Below are 17,249 nucleotides of genomic sequence, written 5' to 3' on the forward strand. Positions count from 1 at the left end.
TCTATATGAGAAAAATGATGTTAAAAGAACCAGGTAACATCGTCTATACAAACGCCTCCATGATATCCATGTTGCAGCGTTTTACCGATATAGTAACCATATTGCTGAGTACATTTCTTGTCTCTTTTTTCGTAAACGGTGAGATTGATCTTCAGCATTGGTTGCTTGCCTTTATTAGTCTTTCTATTTTTCAATTATTCGGGGGGATTACTGATTTCTATCGTTCATGGCGGGGCGTCAGTTTCCGACGCGAAATCAAACTATTGATGCGCAACTGGGTGCTGAGCGTTATTTTCAGCGCCGGGATACTGTCTATTTTTCCCACCAAGTTTATCGGTTTTTACTACCATGCGCTGTGGCTCAGTATTTCGCTGATTTCCTTTATCTTGTCGCGTCTGTTGATTCGAGTCGCGGTCAGATACCTGCGTCAGCTCGGTTACAACACGCGCCGTGTCGTGATTATCGGCGACTCGATGGCAGGTCTGCACATGATTGAAAGCATCCTCCGGGCGCCGTGGCTGGGATTAAACATGATCGGCTACTACCTGCCGGAAAAAGATGCGGTGGCGGAGTCCTATGAAGCCGCCAACGTCAGAAAGCTCGGCGGGGTTGATGAACTGATCAAGAGCGCCAAGCGGGGTGAGATCGATAAGGTCTATATCGCTTTGCCGATGAAAGACTCCGAGCTTATCGACACCATTTTGCAGGAGCTTTCGGACACCACCTGCACCGTCTTGCTGATCCCGGACATTCTCATGTTCAGCATGTTGCAGTCACGCAGTGAAATGATAAATGGAATCCCCGTTATCTCCCTCTACGATACGCCGATGAGTGGTCTTAACGTCCTTATCAAGCGAATCGAAGACATTATCATCGCCTCGATAATCCTATTGCTGATTTCACCGCTGATGCTCCTGATTTCGATTACCGTGAAGGTCACTTCGCCAGGACCGGTGATCTTCCGCCAGAAACGCTACGGCATTGACGGNAAGCCGATTGAGATCTGGAAATTCCGCAGCATGAGCGTGATGGAAAATGGCGACAAGGTGATTCAGGCCACGAAAGGGGATGCGCGTATCACGCCGGTCGGTGCGTTCTTACGCCGTACCTCGCTGGATGAACTGCCGCAGTTCTTCAACGTCATCCTGGGCGATATGTCCATCGTTGGTCCTCGTCCCCATGCCGTGGCGCACAACGAGCAATACCGGAAATTGATCAAGGGCTACATGCTGCGCCACAAGATGAAACCCGGCATTACCGGCTGGGCCCAGATTAACGGCTGGCGCGGAGAAACTGAAACCCTCGACAAGATGGAAAAACGGGTGGAGTTCGATCTCAGCTACATCCAGAACTGGACGCTGTGGCTGGACATCAAAATCATCTTCTTGACCATCTTTAAAGGCTTCGTCAATAAATCAGCCTATTAATCAGACCGAACGGATGCGGCATTGACCGCACTGTCACCTGTCTCTGTAAACGAATAATAGAAGCAAGCGCCGGACAGCGAGACACGGCTGTTGTTGTCCGGTTACGCCTGCCTGACGGAGACGACATTGCTTTGTCCGACGGCGTCGTGGTTGCAAGACGTTTGGCGTTATTCAAGCACGTAACATGACTCAACCTGTCCGGTTGAAGGGAGATAGAGTCAGAAGTCAGGCTCTGTGCTGTTATTCATAATTAATAAAGAAAAAACGCTATGGGACTAATTTCTAACACAAAGTGGGTTGGGTTTTCGCAAGGGTTCAAGATCATCGTCCAGCTATTGAATATCGTGGTATTAGCCCGGATGATCCCGCCGCAGGAGTACGGCCTGATGGCGATGGCGTTAGTCGTCGTCAACCTGGCGACGCTGGTCCGCGATTTGGGGACTTCTGCCGCCATCATTCAACGTAAAGAGTTGCAGGACAAAACCATCAATGCCGTGTTCTGGCTGAACATCTTTATGGGACTTGGCGTCTGTCTGGTGGTGGTTCTGATTTCTCCGGTGGTGTCGAGCTTCTTCAATCAGGACAAGCTGGTGCTGATCCTGTGCCTGCTGTCGCTGAGTTTCCCGCTGGGAAGCAGCTCCGCCGCGCATCTGGCCCTGTTGGAGCGTCAGTCGCAGTTCAAGAAAGTGGCCTTCATCGAAATCACTTCGTCGCTGTTTTCATTCGTCGTCGCCGTCACGCTGGCGGTGATGGGGTATGGCGTCATGAGTCTGGTCGCTCAGGTCATCGTGCTGAATTTAATGTCGACGATCCAGCTCTGGCTGGCGTCTTCCTGGCGCCCCTCATTCGCTCATATCTGGGACAAGGCCGAGCTGAAAAGTATCTTCGGTTTTAGCGCCAACCTCACGGCGTTCAATTTCATCAACTACTTTTCCCGCAACGCGGACAGCATGATCATCGGTCACTACTTTTCCTCGCTGATATTGGGCGCTTATTCGCTGGCCTATCGCATCATGCTGTTTCCCCTGCAAAGCCTGACGTTCGTCGCGTCGCGCGCGCTGTTCCCCGTGCTGAGCCGCTACCAGGACGAGCCGGAGAAAATACGCGAAGTCTATTACAACGTCCTCTACTACATCCTGCTGCTTGTGGTCCCTCTGATGATGGGGATCGCGATATTGAGCAAGGAGTTCGTGCTCATCGTCTTCGGCGACAAATGGGCGCTGACCGCCACGATTTTGGTCTGGCTGGCGCCGACGGCGATTATTCAGTCGATTCTCAGCACCTCCGGTACCTTGTTTATGTCGAAAGGGCGCACGGACACCCTGATGATACTGGGGTTGCTTGGCGCCATTCTGCAGGTGTCTGCGTTCATGATTGGGGCTCGGTACGACATCGTCACCTTCTCCCAGCTCTACTTCATTGCCAACATTCTCAACTTCATCCCGGTCATCGTGTGCGTAAGGTCGTTGATTGGCTTCTCTCTCATCGCTTTTTTCAAACGGATCCTGCCGATTCTGGTATCAGGCGCTTTGATGGTGGGGCTGGTGTACTGGATCAAGACGGCGCTGGGGCACACTCTGAGCACGGAATGGGTGCTGGCTATTTCCATTCTCTGCGGGATGGCAAGTTACACCGTCGCCATACTGCTGGTGGATAAATCATTACGCACGACGATAGCAGGGATCGTGCGGAGAAAGAAAAAGGCGCTGATATAACGCCGCGCTACAGGGAAATAATAACGCTGATGTCTTGGCATAAAGAACGTATCCGGTTCTTTATTTTTAATGAATTCATCGAGGTGGATCGAATATGAGTCCTTTGGTTTCTGTTTATATACCAACCTATAATCGCTCTTCTTTAGTCAAGCGCGCGGTTGAGTCCGTCAAAAATCAAACCTACAAAAATATTGAAGTGATCGTCGTCGATGACGGTTCCAGCGATGATACCGAAGAGGTCGTAAAGTCACTGGTCGGCGGCGATACCGCCGTCAGGTTCTACAAAAACGAAAATACTAAAGGCGCCTGCGGCTGCCGGAATACGGCCATTAAATACGCGCAGGGCGAGTACATTACCGGGCTGGATGACGACGACGAATTTACGCCGGACAGAGTCGAGACCTTTGTGACGTTCTTCGAAAAAAATCGCTATCCCTACATCTCGTCCGGCATTGTGTTTCGGGGGGACAAGGGCGACTTCATCGAGTTCGATAAAGCGGGCGTGATTACGCTGGATGACCTCTGCCAGTCTAATGTGATCGGCAATCAGGTGTTCACCACCACTGAGAATATGCGTGAGATCGGCGGGTTCGACAACGCCTCGCCGGCGTGGCAGGACTACGATACCTGGCTGCGTCTGGCGGCGAAGTTCGGCAACGGGTATCGCATCGGCGGGGCCACCTATATTCAGTATCTCGACCACGGCTTTAACCGCATCACCAAATCTAAAAAGCTCAAAAACGGCTATGAATTCTTCATCAACAAGCATGCGGCGCTGTTGAATGAGAAGGCGATTAAGACGCTGTACTTCCAGTACAAACTGGCGGCTGAGGAGAAGTTGAGCTTCTCGGAACTACTGACGCTGACAGATACGCGCGTCTTTTTAGGCGCCACCAAATACTACCTGAAAGGTCTGCTGCGCAAATAACCGCTCGCGGTGAGTAGGCAACAGCCTGGGACGAAAGTCTCTCAGGCTTATTCGTCAGGTTCTTTACGGTGAATTTTATGAGAGTTTTTTATTGCGATACTGACATCTTCAGCGGCCACGAGAAAATGTTTCTCGCCGCCGCCTGCGGCGTGTCAGACAAGTTCCCCTGCGTGCTGATTTTGAATGAGCATAACCCCAAGGCCCTGGCGTACTGCCGGGAGCACGGCCATTTTGACCAGATCATCACTTTGCCGATCAAGACGGTCAAATTCGCCTCTTTGGTGACCTGGTTTATGTGGGGCGACATACTGAAAATAAAGCGCATTCTGCAGAAATATCATGCCACCTCGGTCGTCGTTTCTCAGGGGCGCATCGAAATCGGTAATCTAGGCAGCATTGCGGCTCGTCTGATTTCGGTCCCCGTGACCTCGTACATCCCGATGGCGCACGGGTACGTCGAGCTGTACGGTAAAAGCGCGACCCACCGTTTTAAAGATGCGCTCTGCGCCATTCTTTATCGGCTGCCCGCGCGCTACATCACTATTAGCGACTCCGTCAAAGCCTCTCTGCAGCAAAAAAGCGGCCGCGACACGCCTGTCGATGTGGTCGCGAATTACATCGATCGTAAGCCGGAGGCGGATGTCGCGAATGCCGTCACGCCGCTGTCCGATGTGCCGCCGGGCACGTTTACCCTGGTGATCCCAGGGCGACTGCTGGACAAGCAGAAAGGGCAAATTGACTATCTCACCGCGTTGAAGACCGTGATCGCCCAGCAGCCGAATGTAAAATGTTTTCTGGTGGGCGAGGGGGAAGACAAAGCGCGCATTCGCGCGTTTATTACGACGAATCAGCTGCATAACCACGTCGAGCTGCTGGGGAATCGCGACGATATGCTGGCGATTATGTCGCAGGCGGATCTGATTGTTATCCCTTCCAAGTTTGAAGGCGTACCACTGGTGCTGATCGAAGCGGCGCTGCTGAATAAAAAAATAATTGCGTCCCGAATTGATGGAATTAAGGATTATCTCAACGCCACCTTCCTCTTCAATAGTCATAATATTGACGAAATGAGCCGAGTGACGTTGCAGCATATGACATCGAGCGGGGAAGATAATTACCGGACGTCGCTCAAGGCATTAATCCAGCGTCATCAGGATGACTTCATTAATGATTTTTATGCGGCCCTGATTCAGCCGTCGGTTGAAAACGCATCGTGATAAAGGAACCTATAATGCATTGCAATTATGTCGTTGTCGTAGTGCTTTATAATAAACAGGTCGCCGCGTCCACGACATTATCTACGCTGGCGGATTATGATTTTAAAACCGCAAAGCTGATTATTCATAATAATGGTCCGCAGTCGATTGAACTTGATTCGACTTCCGAGAATGCTTTCCAACAGTGTTTCGGACAAATCGAATTGAATAATTGTCTGGATAATCCTTCGTTAAGCGTGATTTACAATCGTTATATTCAATCTTATCCGGAAGCGGAAAAATTTGTTCTGCTGGATGACGACACTACGATTAACGAAACATTTCAGCAGGCCCTATTGAAAGGGGAGGCGGATGTCGAATGCCCGAAAATTATTTCGGTGTTCGATAAAGAAACCTATTACCCCATGTCGCACAATGCCGTAGTCGCCGATGCCGAAGAGCTGGATCCTTTCTCTGTGGTGTCTATCGGATCGGGACTGATCATCCGTCGTTCGCTGGTCGACAAGTTTCGCCAGCATGGGCTCTCATTATTCGACGAGCACTATGCGCTCTATGGCGTCGACACCAGCTTCTTTCGCCGCATACATCTTCTGGCTCATAAAGGCGTAGCGATCACGCTGAGCACCACCTGCTATTTGATGCACTCCTTGTCCCGAACGGAAGGGGCGATGAATGACTTCAGAAGAAAAGAAAGAATCTGGGATCTGGCGATTTCGACGCGTCAATATCCCAGCGTGAGAGGGTATTACGTCTTTTTAAAAAGAGTGTTATCCGATCTGTGCGCATTCAAATTCAGAGATACTTTTCTGCTGATCTCGGCTTTTATTGCGGGTAGACACCCAAAATGTCGGACGCTGAAAAATCAGTAGCCTTCTTTTCCACTCAGATATTTTCCAGGATACGCTATGTTAACTATTATTCCCGTCGTAATGGCAGGCGGAACAGGCAGTCGTCTATGGCCTTTATCCCGCGAATTATTCCCTAAACAGTTTTTGACGATTGGCGAATCTGTAGGAAGTCTGCTGCAAAATACGGTGACAAGAATTGAAGGGATCGAAAATATTTCGGTCAAGCCGCCCCTGGTCATTTGTAATGAAAATCATCGTTTTCTGGTCGCCGAGCAATTAAGGGAAATCGACAAGATTGACAATAATATTATTCTTGAGCCGGTGGGAAAAAATACCGCGCCTGCGGTTGCGTTAGCCGCCCATCTGGCGAATCAGAGCGATCCGGAAAGTTTGCTGTTGGTATTGGCAGCGGACCATCTGATAAAGAAAGAAGATCATTTCCATGCCGCTATCATCGATGCGGTGCACTACGCGGCAAATAATCAGCTGGTGACGTTCGGCATTATTCCGGAGTACCCGGAAACCGGATATGGCTATATCAAAAAGGGCGAAGGATTATCGGACTCCTGTTTCCGCGTCGATGCCTTTGTCGAAAAACCGGATCTGGCAAAAGCCGAAGCGTATGTCGCCGACGGCGGCTACAGCTGGAACAGCGGCATGTTTCTGTTCAAGGCGGGCAAATATCTGGAAGAGCTGGAGAAACACAGCCCGGACATTTATCGGATCACCCGTGAAAGCATCGAACGCAGCCAGAAAGATTTGGACTTCATTCGGGTGGACGCCGAGAGCTTCGCGCAGTGCCCGAGCGACTCCATCGACTACGCCGTGATGGAAAAAACCAGCGACGCGGTGGTGATCCCTATCGATGCGGGCTGGAGCGACGTCGGCTCATGGTCTTCGCTCTGGGATGTCTCCGCGAAAGATGAAAACGGCAACGTCAACGTGGGCGAGGTGATCTCTTTCGACTCCCGTAACAATTACATCTCTTCGGAATCTGCGCTTGTCGCCACCATTGGACTGGACGATGTCGTGGTGATCAATACCAACGATGCGCTGCTGATCTCCCGCAAAGATCGCGTTCAGGATGTCAAGAAGGTGGTCGAGGAGCTGAAAACGCGTGGCCACCACCATTTCCGCGAACATCAATACTCTTTCCGCCCGTGGGGCAACATCTCCAATATCGACGCCGGCGACCATTACCAGGTGAAACGCATCGTGGTTCATCCGGGACAAGGGCTGTCGCTACAGCGGCACTACCACCGCGCGGAGCACTGGGTTGTGGTCAGCGGCACGGCGAAAGTGAACGTGGATAACAAAGAATTTTATCTGTCGGAGAACCAGTCCACGGTGATCCCGACAAATAGCGTACATACGCTGGAAAATCCCGGACAGATCGACCTGATCATGATTGAAGTGCGTTCGGGGCATCACATAACGGAAGACGACATCGTCAGATTGAAAGATCGCTATGGTCGTGTTTAAGAGAGGGTATCGGTAATGGATCAGTTGACCTGCTTCAAAGCATATGACATCCGCGGACAGCTGGGCGAAGAGCTGAATGAGGATATCGCCTACCGGATCGGCCGCGCTTATGGGGAGTATTTGAAGCCCAAAACTATCGTGCTGGGCAGCGACGTCCGTTTGACCAGCGAAAGCCTGAAATTGGCGCTGGCCAAAGGGCTACAGGATGCGGGCACCGATGTGATCGATATCGGCCTTTCGGGCACGGAAGAGATTTATTTCGCTACCTCGCATCTAAAAACGGACGGCGGTATTGAAGTGACCGCCAGCCATAACCCGATCAATTACAACGGGATGAAACTGGTGCGCGAAAATTCGCGCCCGATCAGCGGCGATACCGGTTTGCGCGAAGTGCAGCGTATTGCGGAAAGCAACGCATTTTCCAACGACGGACGCGCGCGCGGCGGCTACCGTAAAGAGAATATGCTTCCTGCCTACGTCGAGCATATTCTGTCTTACATCAACTTCGACAACCTGACGCTGCTGAAATTGGTGGTGAACTCCGGCAACGGCGCGGCAGGGCATGTCATAGACGCCATCGAGGCGATTTTTAAACAGAAGAGCGTCCCGGTCGAATTCATCAAGGTGCACCACCAGCCTGACGGTCACTTCCCGAATGGTATCCCCAACCCGCTGCTGCCGGAGTGCCGTGCAGACACCGTGAATGCCGTGCGTGAAGCGGGCGCCGACATGGGGATCGCGTTTGACGGCGACTTCGACCGTTGCTTCCTGTTCGATAATCAGGGCAACTTCATCGAGGGCTATTACATCGTTGGGCTGTTGGCCGAAGCGTTCTTGCAGAAAAATCCCGGGAGTAAAATTATTCACGATCCGCGCCTTAGCTGGAATACCGAGGATATCGTCACCACGTCCGGCGGCCAGCCGGTCATGTCGAAAACCGGTCACGCCTTCATTAAGGAGCGCATGCGGTCTGAAGACGCGATTTACGGTGGGGAAATGAGTGCGCATCACTACTTCCGCGATTTCTTCTACTGCGACAGCGGGATGATCCCGTGGCTGCTGGTAGCGGAATTAATTTGTGTTAAACAGCAGCCGCTGGCGGAGATGGTGCGTTCTCGCATCGAGGCCTATCCCTCGTCCGGTGAAATCAACGTCACCCTGCAGCAGCCAGCCGCCTCGATCAACAAAGTCAAAACGCACTATGCCGCTAAGGCGGAGTCGATAGACGAGACGGACGGCATCAGCATGTCTTTCGGCGCCTGGCGCTTCAACCTGCGCTCTTCCAACACGGAGCCGGTCGTACGCCTGAACGTCGAGTCGAAAAATGACATCGCGCTGATGAAACAGAAAACGGATGAAATTCTGGCGCTGCTTTCCGAGTAAAGCAGACCGCGTAAGGATTCGGCGCCTTTCCACCCGTCGCGTTGAGTCGAGCTGACGCGACGGGGGGATTGCCGGCCCTCATGTCGGTTTGGCACAGCAGGCTGTCGCATCCCGCAGCGCCAGCCTGAAAATGCAAGACTGAACGAGGGACATGCGGCGCCGTGCTGCGGTAATGCGTCATTGCCAATGTCGTTTCATTGATCCGCTTTTGCCCTATGCGGACCACTATTGGGTAGGTGAGAGGCCAATATGCAGAACTTCAAAAAAACGTCCGTGTGTTTATATTTATTGTCCTCCTTGGCTTTTACGTCTTTCGCCGCGCAGGCCGCGGGGAAAAACGAACAGGATTACTTCAGCGATAACAATAAATATATATACAGCGATCTCACGCCCAAGCATTTTGTGTTGCAGGGACTACCCGACGATGGGGCGGTCGTCGAGGCCTATCAATATGACGATCTCGGTCATCTGCTGGCGATTCCTTTTTTCAAAAAAGTCCTGAAAAGCAGTGATAACGGCGGCGAAATTTCGCCTACCGTCGATATCACGTTTCCGGCGCTGGGCCTGTATAAAATCAACGTCATCGACGGCAATGATAAAAAGCTCGACGAACGTAACGTCGCACTCATTCCGCCCGTCGGACCGCTCAACGATGCGGTGGGCGTGAATACCCATTTCGGTCAAGGTCGTTGGGATGCGGATAAAGCGATGCCGCTCATTAAGGCGGCGGGTATCGGCTGGATCCGCGATGAGATCCCGTGGAGCACGGTGGAAAAAAGCAAAGCCCGTTTCGCTTATCCCAGCTACGTGGACAACTACATTCGACTGGCGAGTGAGCTGAAGTTAAAACCGCTGGTGGTGCTGGATTACGCCAATGAGCGCGTCTACCCCGGTCCTATCGCCGGCAACGCCGAGCACTTTGCCAACTACGCCCAAAATACCGTGTCGCGTTATTCCGAGACGGTAAAACACTGGGAAGTGTGGAACGAACCGCGGCCACAGACCTTTGGCACCAAGGACTGGGAAGGGTATACGGCGTTTTTGAAACAGGTCTACACCGCTGTGAAAGGCGTCGATAAAAACTCGACGGTGATTGCGTGCGGCGGCGGTGGATCCGGCGGCGGGGCAGGCGGCGACTGCGTGGGCGGTATCTTCAAATACGGCGGTAAATCCTATATGGATGCCTTCAGCATTCACCCTTACATGTCGCCGTTCGACCCGGATAAGGGCTATCCTGCGAAAAACTCGCCGTTCACCCCGATGGGAGGACGCGTTAACGTCGGCAGCGTGTCGCGGCTGATGGAAAGCCACATCAAGCTGGAAAAACGCTCGGCAAGTCGCTTCCCGCCGGTCTATGTCACCGAGATCGGCTGGCCTTCGACGACGCTCCCTTACGCCAATGGCGAATCCGCCCAGGCCGCTTTCCTGCTCCGGACTTTAATCCAAGCCCAGCGTCTCAACATCATTCGAAGTACGTTTTGGTATGACTTTGTGAACGATGGCGCGAATGGGACCAACAAAGAGCATAATTTTGGTCTGCTTTATCAGGACTACACGCCAAAACCCGCGTATAGCGCGATGGCGGTGATGAATCACATGCTGACCGGCATGCGCTTCAAAAATGCCGTGGTGGATGCACCGGACGTCAAAGTCTATCGCTTCTCCAACGGCAGCAAAGATCTGCTGGTAGGGTGGACGGTGGGCACAGACAAGAAAGAAGTGCCGCTGGACGGTGGGAAAAAGGTGCAGACGGACTGGCAGGGAAATCAGACGGATATTGACGGAAAAACCTGGGCGCTGGGCCCTATCCCTCGCTATCTGAGTGAGTAACGCGCCGGGGATCAACGACGGCGGGCGAGCGGCAACAGTCGAGAATCATCAGGGCAGGCTATGAAAGACGCCTTTGCGGGGGCGTCGCTGCAGACTGCATTTTTATTAACCGGGTGAATGAGTTATCGAAGCAAGACCTTCCAATGTTCCGATTCGGCATCAAACCGTTCGGTGGTATCATTCGCAGATTCATCTCACCCACAACAATGAGTCATCTGATGAAATTCCTTGTCACCGGAGCCGCCGGATTTATCGGTTTTTATGTTTGCCAGTCGCTGTGTGCCGCCGGGCATGAGGTCGTCGGGATAGATAATCTCAACGACTACTACGCCGTCTCTCTCAAAGAGGCGCGCCTGGCCAAACTGCAGCCGCTGGACAACTTCCGTTTCGAGAAGCTGGATATCGCGGATGATAAAGCAGTACATCAGTTGTTTGCGGCGGAGAAATTCGATCGCGTGATCCATCTGGCGGCGCAGGCGGGCGTACGTTACTCGCTGGAAAACCCGCTGGCGTATTCGCAGAGCAACCTGACCGGTCACGTCAACGTGCTGGAAGGGTGCCGCCATCATGGCGTGGGTCATCTGGTCTATGCGTCATCCAGCTCCGTGTACGGGCTGAACAATAAAACGCCGTTCTCGACGGCGGACAGCGTGGATCACCCGGTGTCGCTGTACGCGGCCACCAAAAAATCCAATGAGCTGATGTCGCATGCTTATTCGCATCTGTACGGCCTGCCGACCACCGGCCTGCGCTTTTTCACCGTGTACGGTCCGTGGGGACGGCCGGATATGGCCCTGTTCAAGTTCACAAAGAGCATGCTGAACGGCGAGCCGATCGATATTTACAATCACGGCGACATGCGCCGGGATTTCACCTACGTCACCGATATTGTGGAAGGCGTGCTGCGCGTCGCGGATGTTGTTCCACAGCCCGACCCGTCGTGGCGGGNGGAAAGCGGTTCGCCGGCCAATAGCTCCGCGCCTTACCGGGTTTACAACATCGGTCACGGCAGTCCGGTGAAGCTGATGGATTTTGTGACGGCGCTGGAAAATGCGCTGGGAATCGAAGCGAAGAAAAACTTCATGCCGATGCAAGCAGGCGACGTGTATCAGACCTATGCCGATACCGACGACCTCTTTGCGACGACAGGTTATCGCCCACAGGTGGAAGTCGCCGAAGGCGTGCAGGCGTTTGTTGACTGGTATCGCGGTTTCTACCGCCTCTGATCGAGGCGATGAAGCGCGGGCGGCCGGTTCTCACTGCCGCACGGCCATTTCTTCTGTGATTTTAGTTATATGCCACGTTGGATTAGTGTGATTTAAAATGAAAATTGCGATTGCAGGTACCGGCTACGTCGGCTTGTCGAATGCGATGCTGCTGGCGCAGCACAATGAAGTGGTTGCGCTGGATATCGTTGCCGAAAAGGTCGACATGCTCAACAAAGGTGTTTCACCTATCGTCGACAAGGAAATCGAAGATTTCCTGCGTAATCCGGCGCTTAATTTCCGGGCCACGCAGGATCCCGCAGCGGCTTATGAAGGCGCCGATTTCGTCATCATCGCCACCCCGACGGACTACGATCCCAAGACCAACTACTTCAACACCAGTTCGGTCGAAGCGGTTATCCGTGATGTGCTGGCGCACAATCCTGATACGGTGATGATCATCAAATCGACCGTTCCCGTCGGCTATACCCGTCAGCTGCGGGAAGAGTTCGAGACCGACAACATCATCTTCTCGCCGGAATTCCTGCGGGAAGGCAAGGCGCTGTACGATAACCTGTATCCTTCGCGCATCGTTATCGGCGAACGTTCAGAGCGTGCAGAAACCTTTGCGCATCTGCTGGTGGAAGGCGCGATTAAAACCGATATCCAGGTGCTGTTTACCGACTCCACCGAGGCTGAGGCCATCAAGCTGTTCGCCAATACCTACTTGGCGATGCGCGTGGCTTACTTCAACGAGCTGGACACCTACGCCCAGACGTTGGGGTTGGACAGCAAGCAGATCATTCAAGGCGTGGGGCTGGATCCGCGTATCGGACAGCACTACAACAACCCTTCATTCGGTTACGGCGGTTACTGCCTGCCGAAGGATACCAAGCAGCTGCTGGCTAACTACGAAGCGGTGCCCAACAACCTGATCCGCGCGATTGTGGATGCCAATACCACGCGTAAAGATTTCATCGCCGATGCGGTAATCAAGCGTAATCCTACCGTTGTGGGCGTTTACCGCCTGGTGATGAAAAGCGGCTCCGACAACTTCCGCGCCTCGGCCATTCAGGGCGTGATGAAGCGTATCAAGGCGAAAGGGATCGAGGTCGTGGTCTTCGAGCCTGCGCTGAAAGAAGACAACTTCTTCCACTCTCAGGTCATCAAGGATCTGGAAGAGTTCAAACAGATTTCCGACGTGATTCTGTCCAACCGCATGGCACCGGAATTGTCTGATGTTGTGGAAAAAGTCTTTACCCGCGATCTCTTTGGCTCAGATTAGGTATAAGGTTAAGAGAGTGTGTGGCACGGCTAGGGAAGTGCCACGGAAATGGCTGACTGTTTAAGAGAGCGATAGATGACGACATTAAAAGCAGTGATTCCCGTTGCCGGGCTGGGTATGAACCTGTTGCCGGTAACCAAAGCAATTCCTAAAGAGATGCTGCCGCTGGTGGATCGCCCGGTAATCGAGAAAATCGTAAAAGAGNGCGCCAACGCGGGCATTAAAGAGATTGTGCTGGTGACCCACGCGTCGAAAAACGCCATCGAAAACCATTTCGATACGTCGTTCGAGCTGGAGTCCTTGCTGGAAGAGCGCGCCAAGCGTCAGCTGCTGGAGGAAGTGCAGGCCATCTGCCCGCCGGGCGTGACCATCATGAATGTGCGTCAGGGGCAGACCTTGGGATTGGGGCATGCGGTTTCTTGCGCATACCCGATCGTAGGCGACGCGCCGTTCGTCGTCGTCCTGCCGGACGTCGTGCTGGACGAAAGCTCAGCGGATCAGTCCACGGAAAACCTGGCTCGTCTGGTGGCGCGTTTCGAAGAGACCGGCCACAGCCAGGTTCTGGTGAAACATCGCCCGTATGAGGCGCTGCCGGAATACTCGGTGGTTGAATGCAAACAGCCGTTGACCCAGCCGGGCGCGACGTCGGCCATCACGTCGATGATCGAAAAACCCAAGCTGGCGCGCGTGGAAGGCTCAGACCTGTCTGCGGTTGGCCGCTACGTGTTGACAGCGGATGCCTGGCCTATCATCAATAACATCCTGCCGGGCGCGTGGGGCCGTATCCAGCTGACGGACGCGATTGCCGAGCTGATCAAAACTCAGCAGGTAGACGCGGTAGAGATGGCCGGCCGCAGCTTCAACTGTGGTCGTAAGCTGGGCTATGCTCAGGCTTTCGTCTCCTACGGATTGCGTAATCCGAGTCTGGGCAAGGCATTCAAGAAAAATATCGAAAAGCTGCTGGCAAAACACTCAGCCTGACGACAGCTTCCCGCCCGAGCCCGTTTTGTGCCGGGCGGGACCTATCCTATCGAACCAATTACTACCCACTCGATAAGAGCTGAGTTACCATATCAGCCTGCTTTTGATTGCCTGTGGCGCGCCAGCCGCGACTCGGGTAGGTTACCCTTCAAACAGGAGTTGCTTTAATGTCCAAACAGCAAATAGGCGTTGTCGGTATGGCGGTGATGGGGCGCAATCTGGCGCTGAACATCGAAAGCCGTGGCTATACCGTCTCAGTCTTTAACCGTTCTGCTGATAAAACCGATGAGGTGATTGCAGAGAATCCCGGTAAAAAACTGGTGCCTTGCTACACCGTTCAGGAATTCGTGGAATCCCTGGAGAAGCCACGTCGTATCCTGTTAATGGTCAAAGCGGGTGAAGCCACGGATAAAACCATCGCTTCTCTCAAACCCTATCTGGAAAAAGGCGACATTCTGATAGACGGCGGCAACACCTTCTACAAAGACACCATCCGTCGTAACCGTGAACTGTCTGCCGAAGGTTTCAACTTTATCGGCACCGGCGTTTCGGGCGGTGAAGAAGGGGCGTTGAAAGGCCCGTCCATCATGCCTGGTGGTCAGAAAGAAGCTTACGAACTGGTTGCGCCTATCCTGGAAAAAATTGCCGCACGCGCGGAAGGCGAAGCTTGTGTGACCTATATCGGCGCCGACGGCGCGGGTCACTATGTCAAAATGGTGCACAACGGCATCGAATACGGCGATATGCAGCTGATTGCGGAAGCCTATTCCCTGTTGAAGCAGGCGCTTAACCTGAGCAACGAGGAGCTGGCGAAAACCTTCTCCGAGTGGAACAAAGGCGAGCTGAGCAGCTATCTGATCGAGATCACCGCCGACATCTTCACCAAAAAAGATGAAGACGGAAAATATCTGGTCGACGTCATTCTGGATGAAGCCGCGAACAAAGGCACCGGCAAATGGACGAGCCAGAGCTCGCTGGACCTGGGCGAACCGCTGTCGCTGATCACCGAATCCGTCTTCGCTCGCTACCTGTCCTCTCTGAAATCGCAGCGCGTTGCCGCGTCTAAAGTGCTGTCCGGCCCTGCCGCTCAGGCTTTTGCGGGCGACAAGGCGGAGTTCGTCGAGAAAGTTCGTCGCGCGCTGTATCTGGGCAAAATCGTCTCTTATGCACAGGGCTTCTCTCAGCTCAAAGCGGCGTCAGAAGAGAACAGCTGGGATTTGAACTACGGCGAAATCGCCAAGATCTTCCGTGCTGGTTGTATTATTCGCGCCCAGTTCCTGCAGAAAATCACCGACGCTTACGCGCAGAATGCGGCCATCGCTAACCTGTTGCTGGCGCCGTACTTCAAGCAGATCGCGGACGAATACCAGCAGGCGCTGCGCGACGTGGTCGCCTACGCCGTACAGCACGGTATCCCGGTGCCGACCTTCTCGGCGGCCATCGCGTATTACGATAGCTACCGTTCTGAAGTGCTGCCAGCGAACCTGATTCAGGCTCAGCGTGACTATTTCGGCGCTCATACCTACAAACGCACTGATAAAGAAGGCGTATTCCACACCGAATGGTTGGACTAAACGCTGCGTTGATACTCTCCAGCCGGGCGTCTATCGCCCGGTTGTTTCACCTTTTGCCGTTACCCTCGTTTCTTATCGGACAGCTCCGAAAAAATAATACGCAGTAAAACTAATCAGAGAAATGTCATTCCCTTCCTGTATGTTGTTAACACGCATCTCTATTTTTGTATTTATTTAATTCAAGGCTACGCAGTTGTTACATGCATCATGATGTAACGTCGTTTTCATTATGGTGATACCCCGAGTTTGAGGACAGTGAATGCCCGATTTGGCTGAGAAATCAGCTGAAAAGTAGGGCAGGAAAGGCCGTCAGTTTGGTCTTCTCCTGTCCTGTAGTACTTCCTAGGAAAGAAGGAAATTGTGATGAAAAAAACGTTAATGACTGCGGTACTGGCCTTGGCCATGTCCTCCAGTGCATATGCTGCTGTGGGCGAATTGCTCGGTGGTGCGGGTGGCGCTGGCGCCGCTTCAGCTGCCGTCGGTACGTCTACGGCGGTTGGTGTCGGCGTAGCGGCGGCTGCCGTTGCTGCTGCTACCGTGGCGACTGCGAATGATAGCAGCACGTCCAACAGCACGGGCACAAGTACCTCTACAGTCACATCAACCCAGGGTTAATGGGATTGAGATAATAATAAGGCCACTTAGGTGGCCTTTCTTTTGCTTCAGGGGATTCAGGCGAGAACCAGAGCGATGATAAAAATTCTATCAGGTAGCAGAACCCGTGCGCTGATGACTATTCCACTACTTTCTTTGATGTTGATGGGGTGTTCGCAACAATTCGCTTTGTTGGGTCAAACAATGAAGCTGGCCTTCTGGGGGCAGGATGATACCGACCTAACGCCGCAGCAGGTGGCGAAGGTGCCGTATGCTTCCGCCTATATCAAAGTCGGCGAAGCGCCTCGCGCCTTTATGGTGCTGGCGTTCGTTGAAAACGGCGTGCTGAAGTGGGTGGCCGCGGATAAAAACATGGTCGCGACCCGTGATGGGCGTGTGGTGAAAACGCAGGGATTCGGCGAAGACATTCAGCATGTCGCCAATCAGCAGCAGGATCCGCTGCATTTAGGATTGCTGAAGGCGGGGACGCCCATGCATTGGCGCACCGAGGTCAGTTGGTCGCAGGTGATGCGGGGCAGTTATGAACTGAACTCTTCATTCGAAAACCGCGGCCGCGAGCCGTTGGTCATCCTCGGCAGAACCTATCAAACCGTGCGCTTCGACGAGCTCGTGACCGTTCCCGCGTTGAACAAACGCTATACCAACCAGTATTGGCTGAATGCGAACACCGGTCAGGTGATGCAGAGTCGTCAATACATGGGGCCGGATATGGCGCTGGTTCAGTTTACTGCTTTGAAATCCTACGCTCAGTCACTGTAA

13 protein-coding genes are annotated in these 17,249 nt (G+C 53.1%); all 13 read left to right on the plus strand.

Annotated elements, in window-relative coordinates:
• The first annotated feature begins 17 nt into the window (after positions 1 to 17).
• Positions 18 to 1,427 (plus strand): undecaprenyl-phosphate glucose phosphotransferase, encoded by a 1,410-nt coding sequence (gene wcaJ / locus SB13_RS14035; protein WP_026740958.1) that lies wholly within the window; start codon positions 18 to 20, stop codon positions 1,425 to 1,427.
• A 269-nt stretch (positions 1,428 to 1,696) separates the two neighbouring features.
• The gene (locus SB13_RS14040) at positions 1,697 to 3,142 is read left to right on the plus strand and encodes an MOP flippase family protein (RefSeq protein ID WP_026740959.1); all 1,446 of its coding nucleotides are present in this window, start codon (positions 1,697 to 1,699) and stop codon (positions 3,140 to 3,142) included.
• 94 nt (positions 3,143 to 3,236) lie between these two features.
• The gene (locus tag SB13_RS14045; protein WP_051616316.1) at positions 3,237 to 4,070 is read left to right on the plus strand and encodes a glycosyltransferase; all 834 of its coding nucleotides are present in this window, start codon (positions 3,237 to 3,239) and stop codon (positions 4,068 to 4,070) included.
• Positions 4,071 to 4,147: 77 nt separating this feature from the next.
• The gene (locus SB13_RS14050; RefSeq protein WP_026740960.1) at positions 4,148 to 5,287 is read left to right on the plus strand and encodes a glycosyltransferase; all 1,140 of its coding nucleotides are present in this window, start codon (positions 4,148 to 4,150) and stop codon (positions 5,285 to 5,287) included.
• 14 nt (positions 5,288 to 5,301) lie between these two features.
• Positions 5,302 to 6,156, plus strand: a complete 855-nt coding sequence (locus tag SB13_RS14055; RefSeq protein WP_026740961.1) for a glycosyltransferase family 2 protein — start codon at positions 5,302 to 5,304, stop codon at positions 6,154 to 6,156.
• Between the two features lie 36 nt (positions 6,157 to 6,192).
• On the plus strand, positions 6,193 to 7,617 hold the full coding sequence (locus tag SB13_RS14060) for a mannose-1-phosphate guanylyltransferase/mannose-6-phosphate isomerase (protein ID WP_026740962.1): 1,425 nt from the start codon (positions 6,193 to 6,195) through the stop codon (positions 7,615 to 7,617).
• A gap of 15 nt (positions 7,618 to 7,632) precedes the next feature.
• Positions 7,633 to 9,000 carry a phosphomannomutase CpsG gene (gene cpsG, locus SB13_RS14065; protein WP_026740963.1) on the plus strand — a complete coding sequence of 456 codons (1,368 nt, stop codon included), beginning with the start codon at positions 7,633 to 7,635 and terminating at the stop codon, positions 8,998 to 9,000.
• A 249-nt stretch (positions 9,001 to 9,249) separates the two neighbouring features.
• The gene (locus tag SB13_RS14070; protein ID WP_051616318.1) at positions 9,250 to 10,830 is read left to right on the plus strand and encodes a GH39 family glycosyl hydrolase; all 1,581 of its coding nucleotides are present in this window, start codon (positions 9,250 to 9,252) and stop codon (positions 10,828 to 10,830) included.
• Positions 10,831 to 11,048: 218 nt separating this feature from the next.
• A complete protein-coding gene (locus SB13_RS14075; RefSeq protein ID WP_026740964.1) occupies positions 11,049 to 12,056 on the plus strand; it encodes an NAD-dependent epimerase in 1,008 nt (335 codons plus the stop codon).
• A 97-nt stretch (positions 12,057 to 12,153) separates the two neighbouring features.
• Complete coding sequence (locus tag SB13_RS14080; RefSeq protein ID WP_026740965.1) at positions 12,154 to 13,320, plus strand: nucleotide sugar dehydrogenase; 1,167 nt, start codon at positions 12,154 to 12,156, stop codon at positions 13,318 to 13,320.
• Between the two features lie 75 nt (positions 13,321 to 13,395).
• Complete coding sequence (locus tag SB13_RS14085) at positions 13,396 to 14,301, plus strand: sugar phosphate nucleotidyltransferase (RefSeq protein ID WP_026740966.1); 906 nt, start codon at positions 13,396 to 13,398, stop codon at positions 14,299 to 14,301.
• 167 nt (positions 14,302 to 14,468) lie between these two features.
• Positions 14,469 to 15,875, plus strand: a complete 1,407-nt coding sequence (gene gndA / locus SB13_RS14090; RefSeq protein ID WP_026740967.1) for an NADP-dependent phosphogluconate dehydrogenase — start codon at positions 14,469 to 14,471, stop codon at positions 15,873 to 15,875.
• Between the two features lie 729 nt (positions 15,876 to 16,604).
• Positions 16,605 to 17,249: a YjbF family lipoprotein gene (locus SB13_RS14100; protein WP_327062246.1), complete on the plus strand. Its 645-nt coding sequence runs from the start codon at positions 16,605 to 16,607 to the stop codon at positions 17,247 to 17,249.

The sequence above is a fragment of the Lonsdalea quercina subsp. quercina genome (assembly GCF_000688695.1).
GTDB lineage: Bacteria > Pseudomonadota > Gammaproteobacteria > Enterobacterales > Enterobacteriaceae > Lonsdalea > Lonsdalea quercina_D.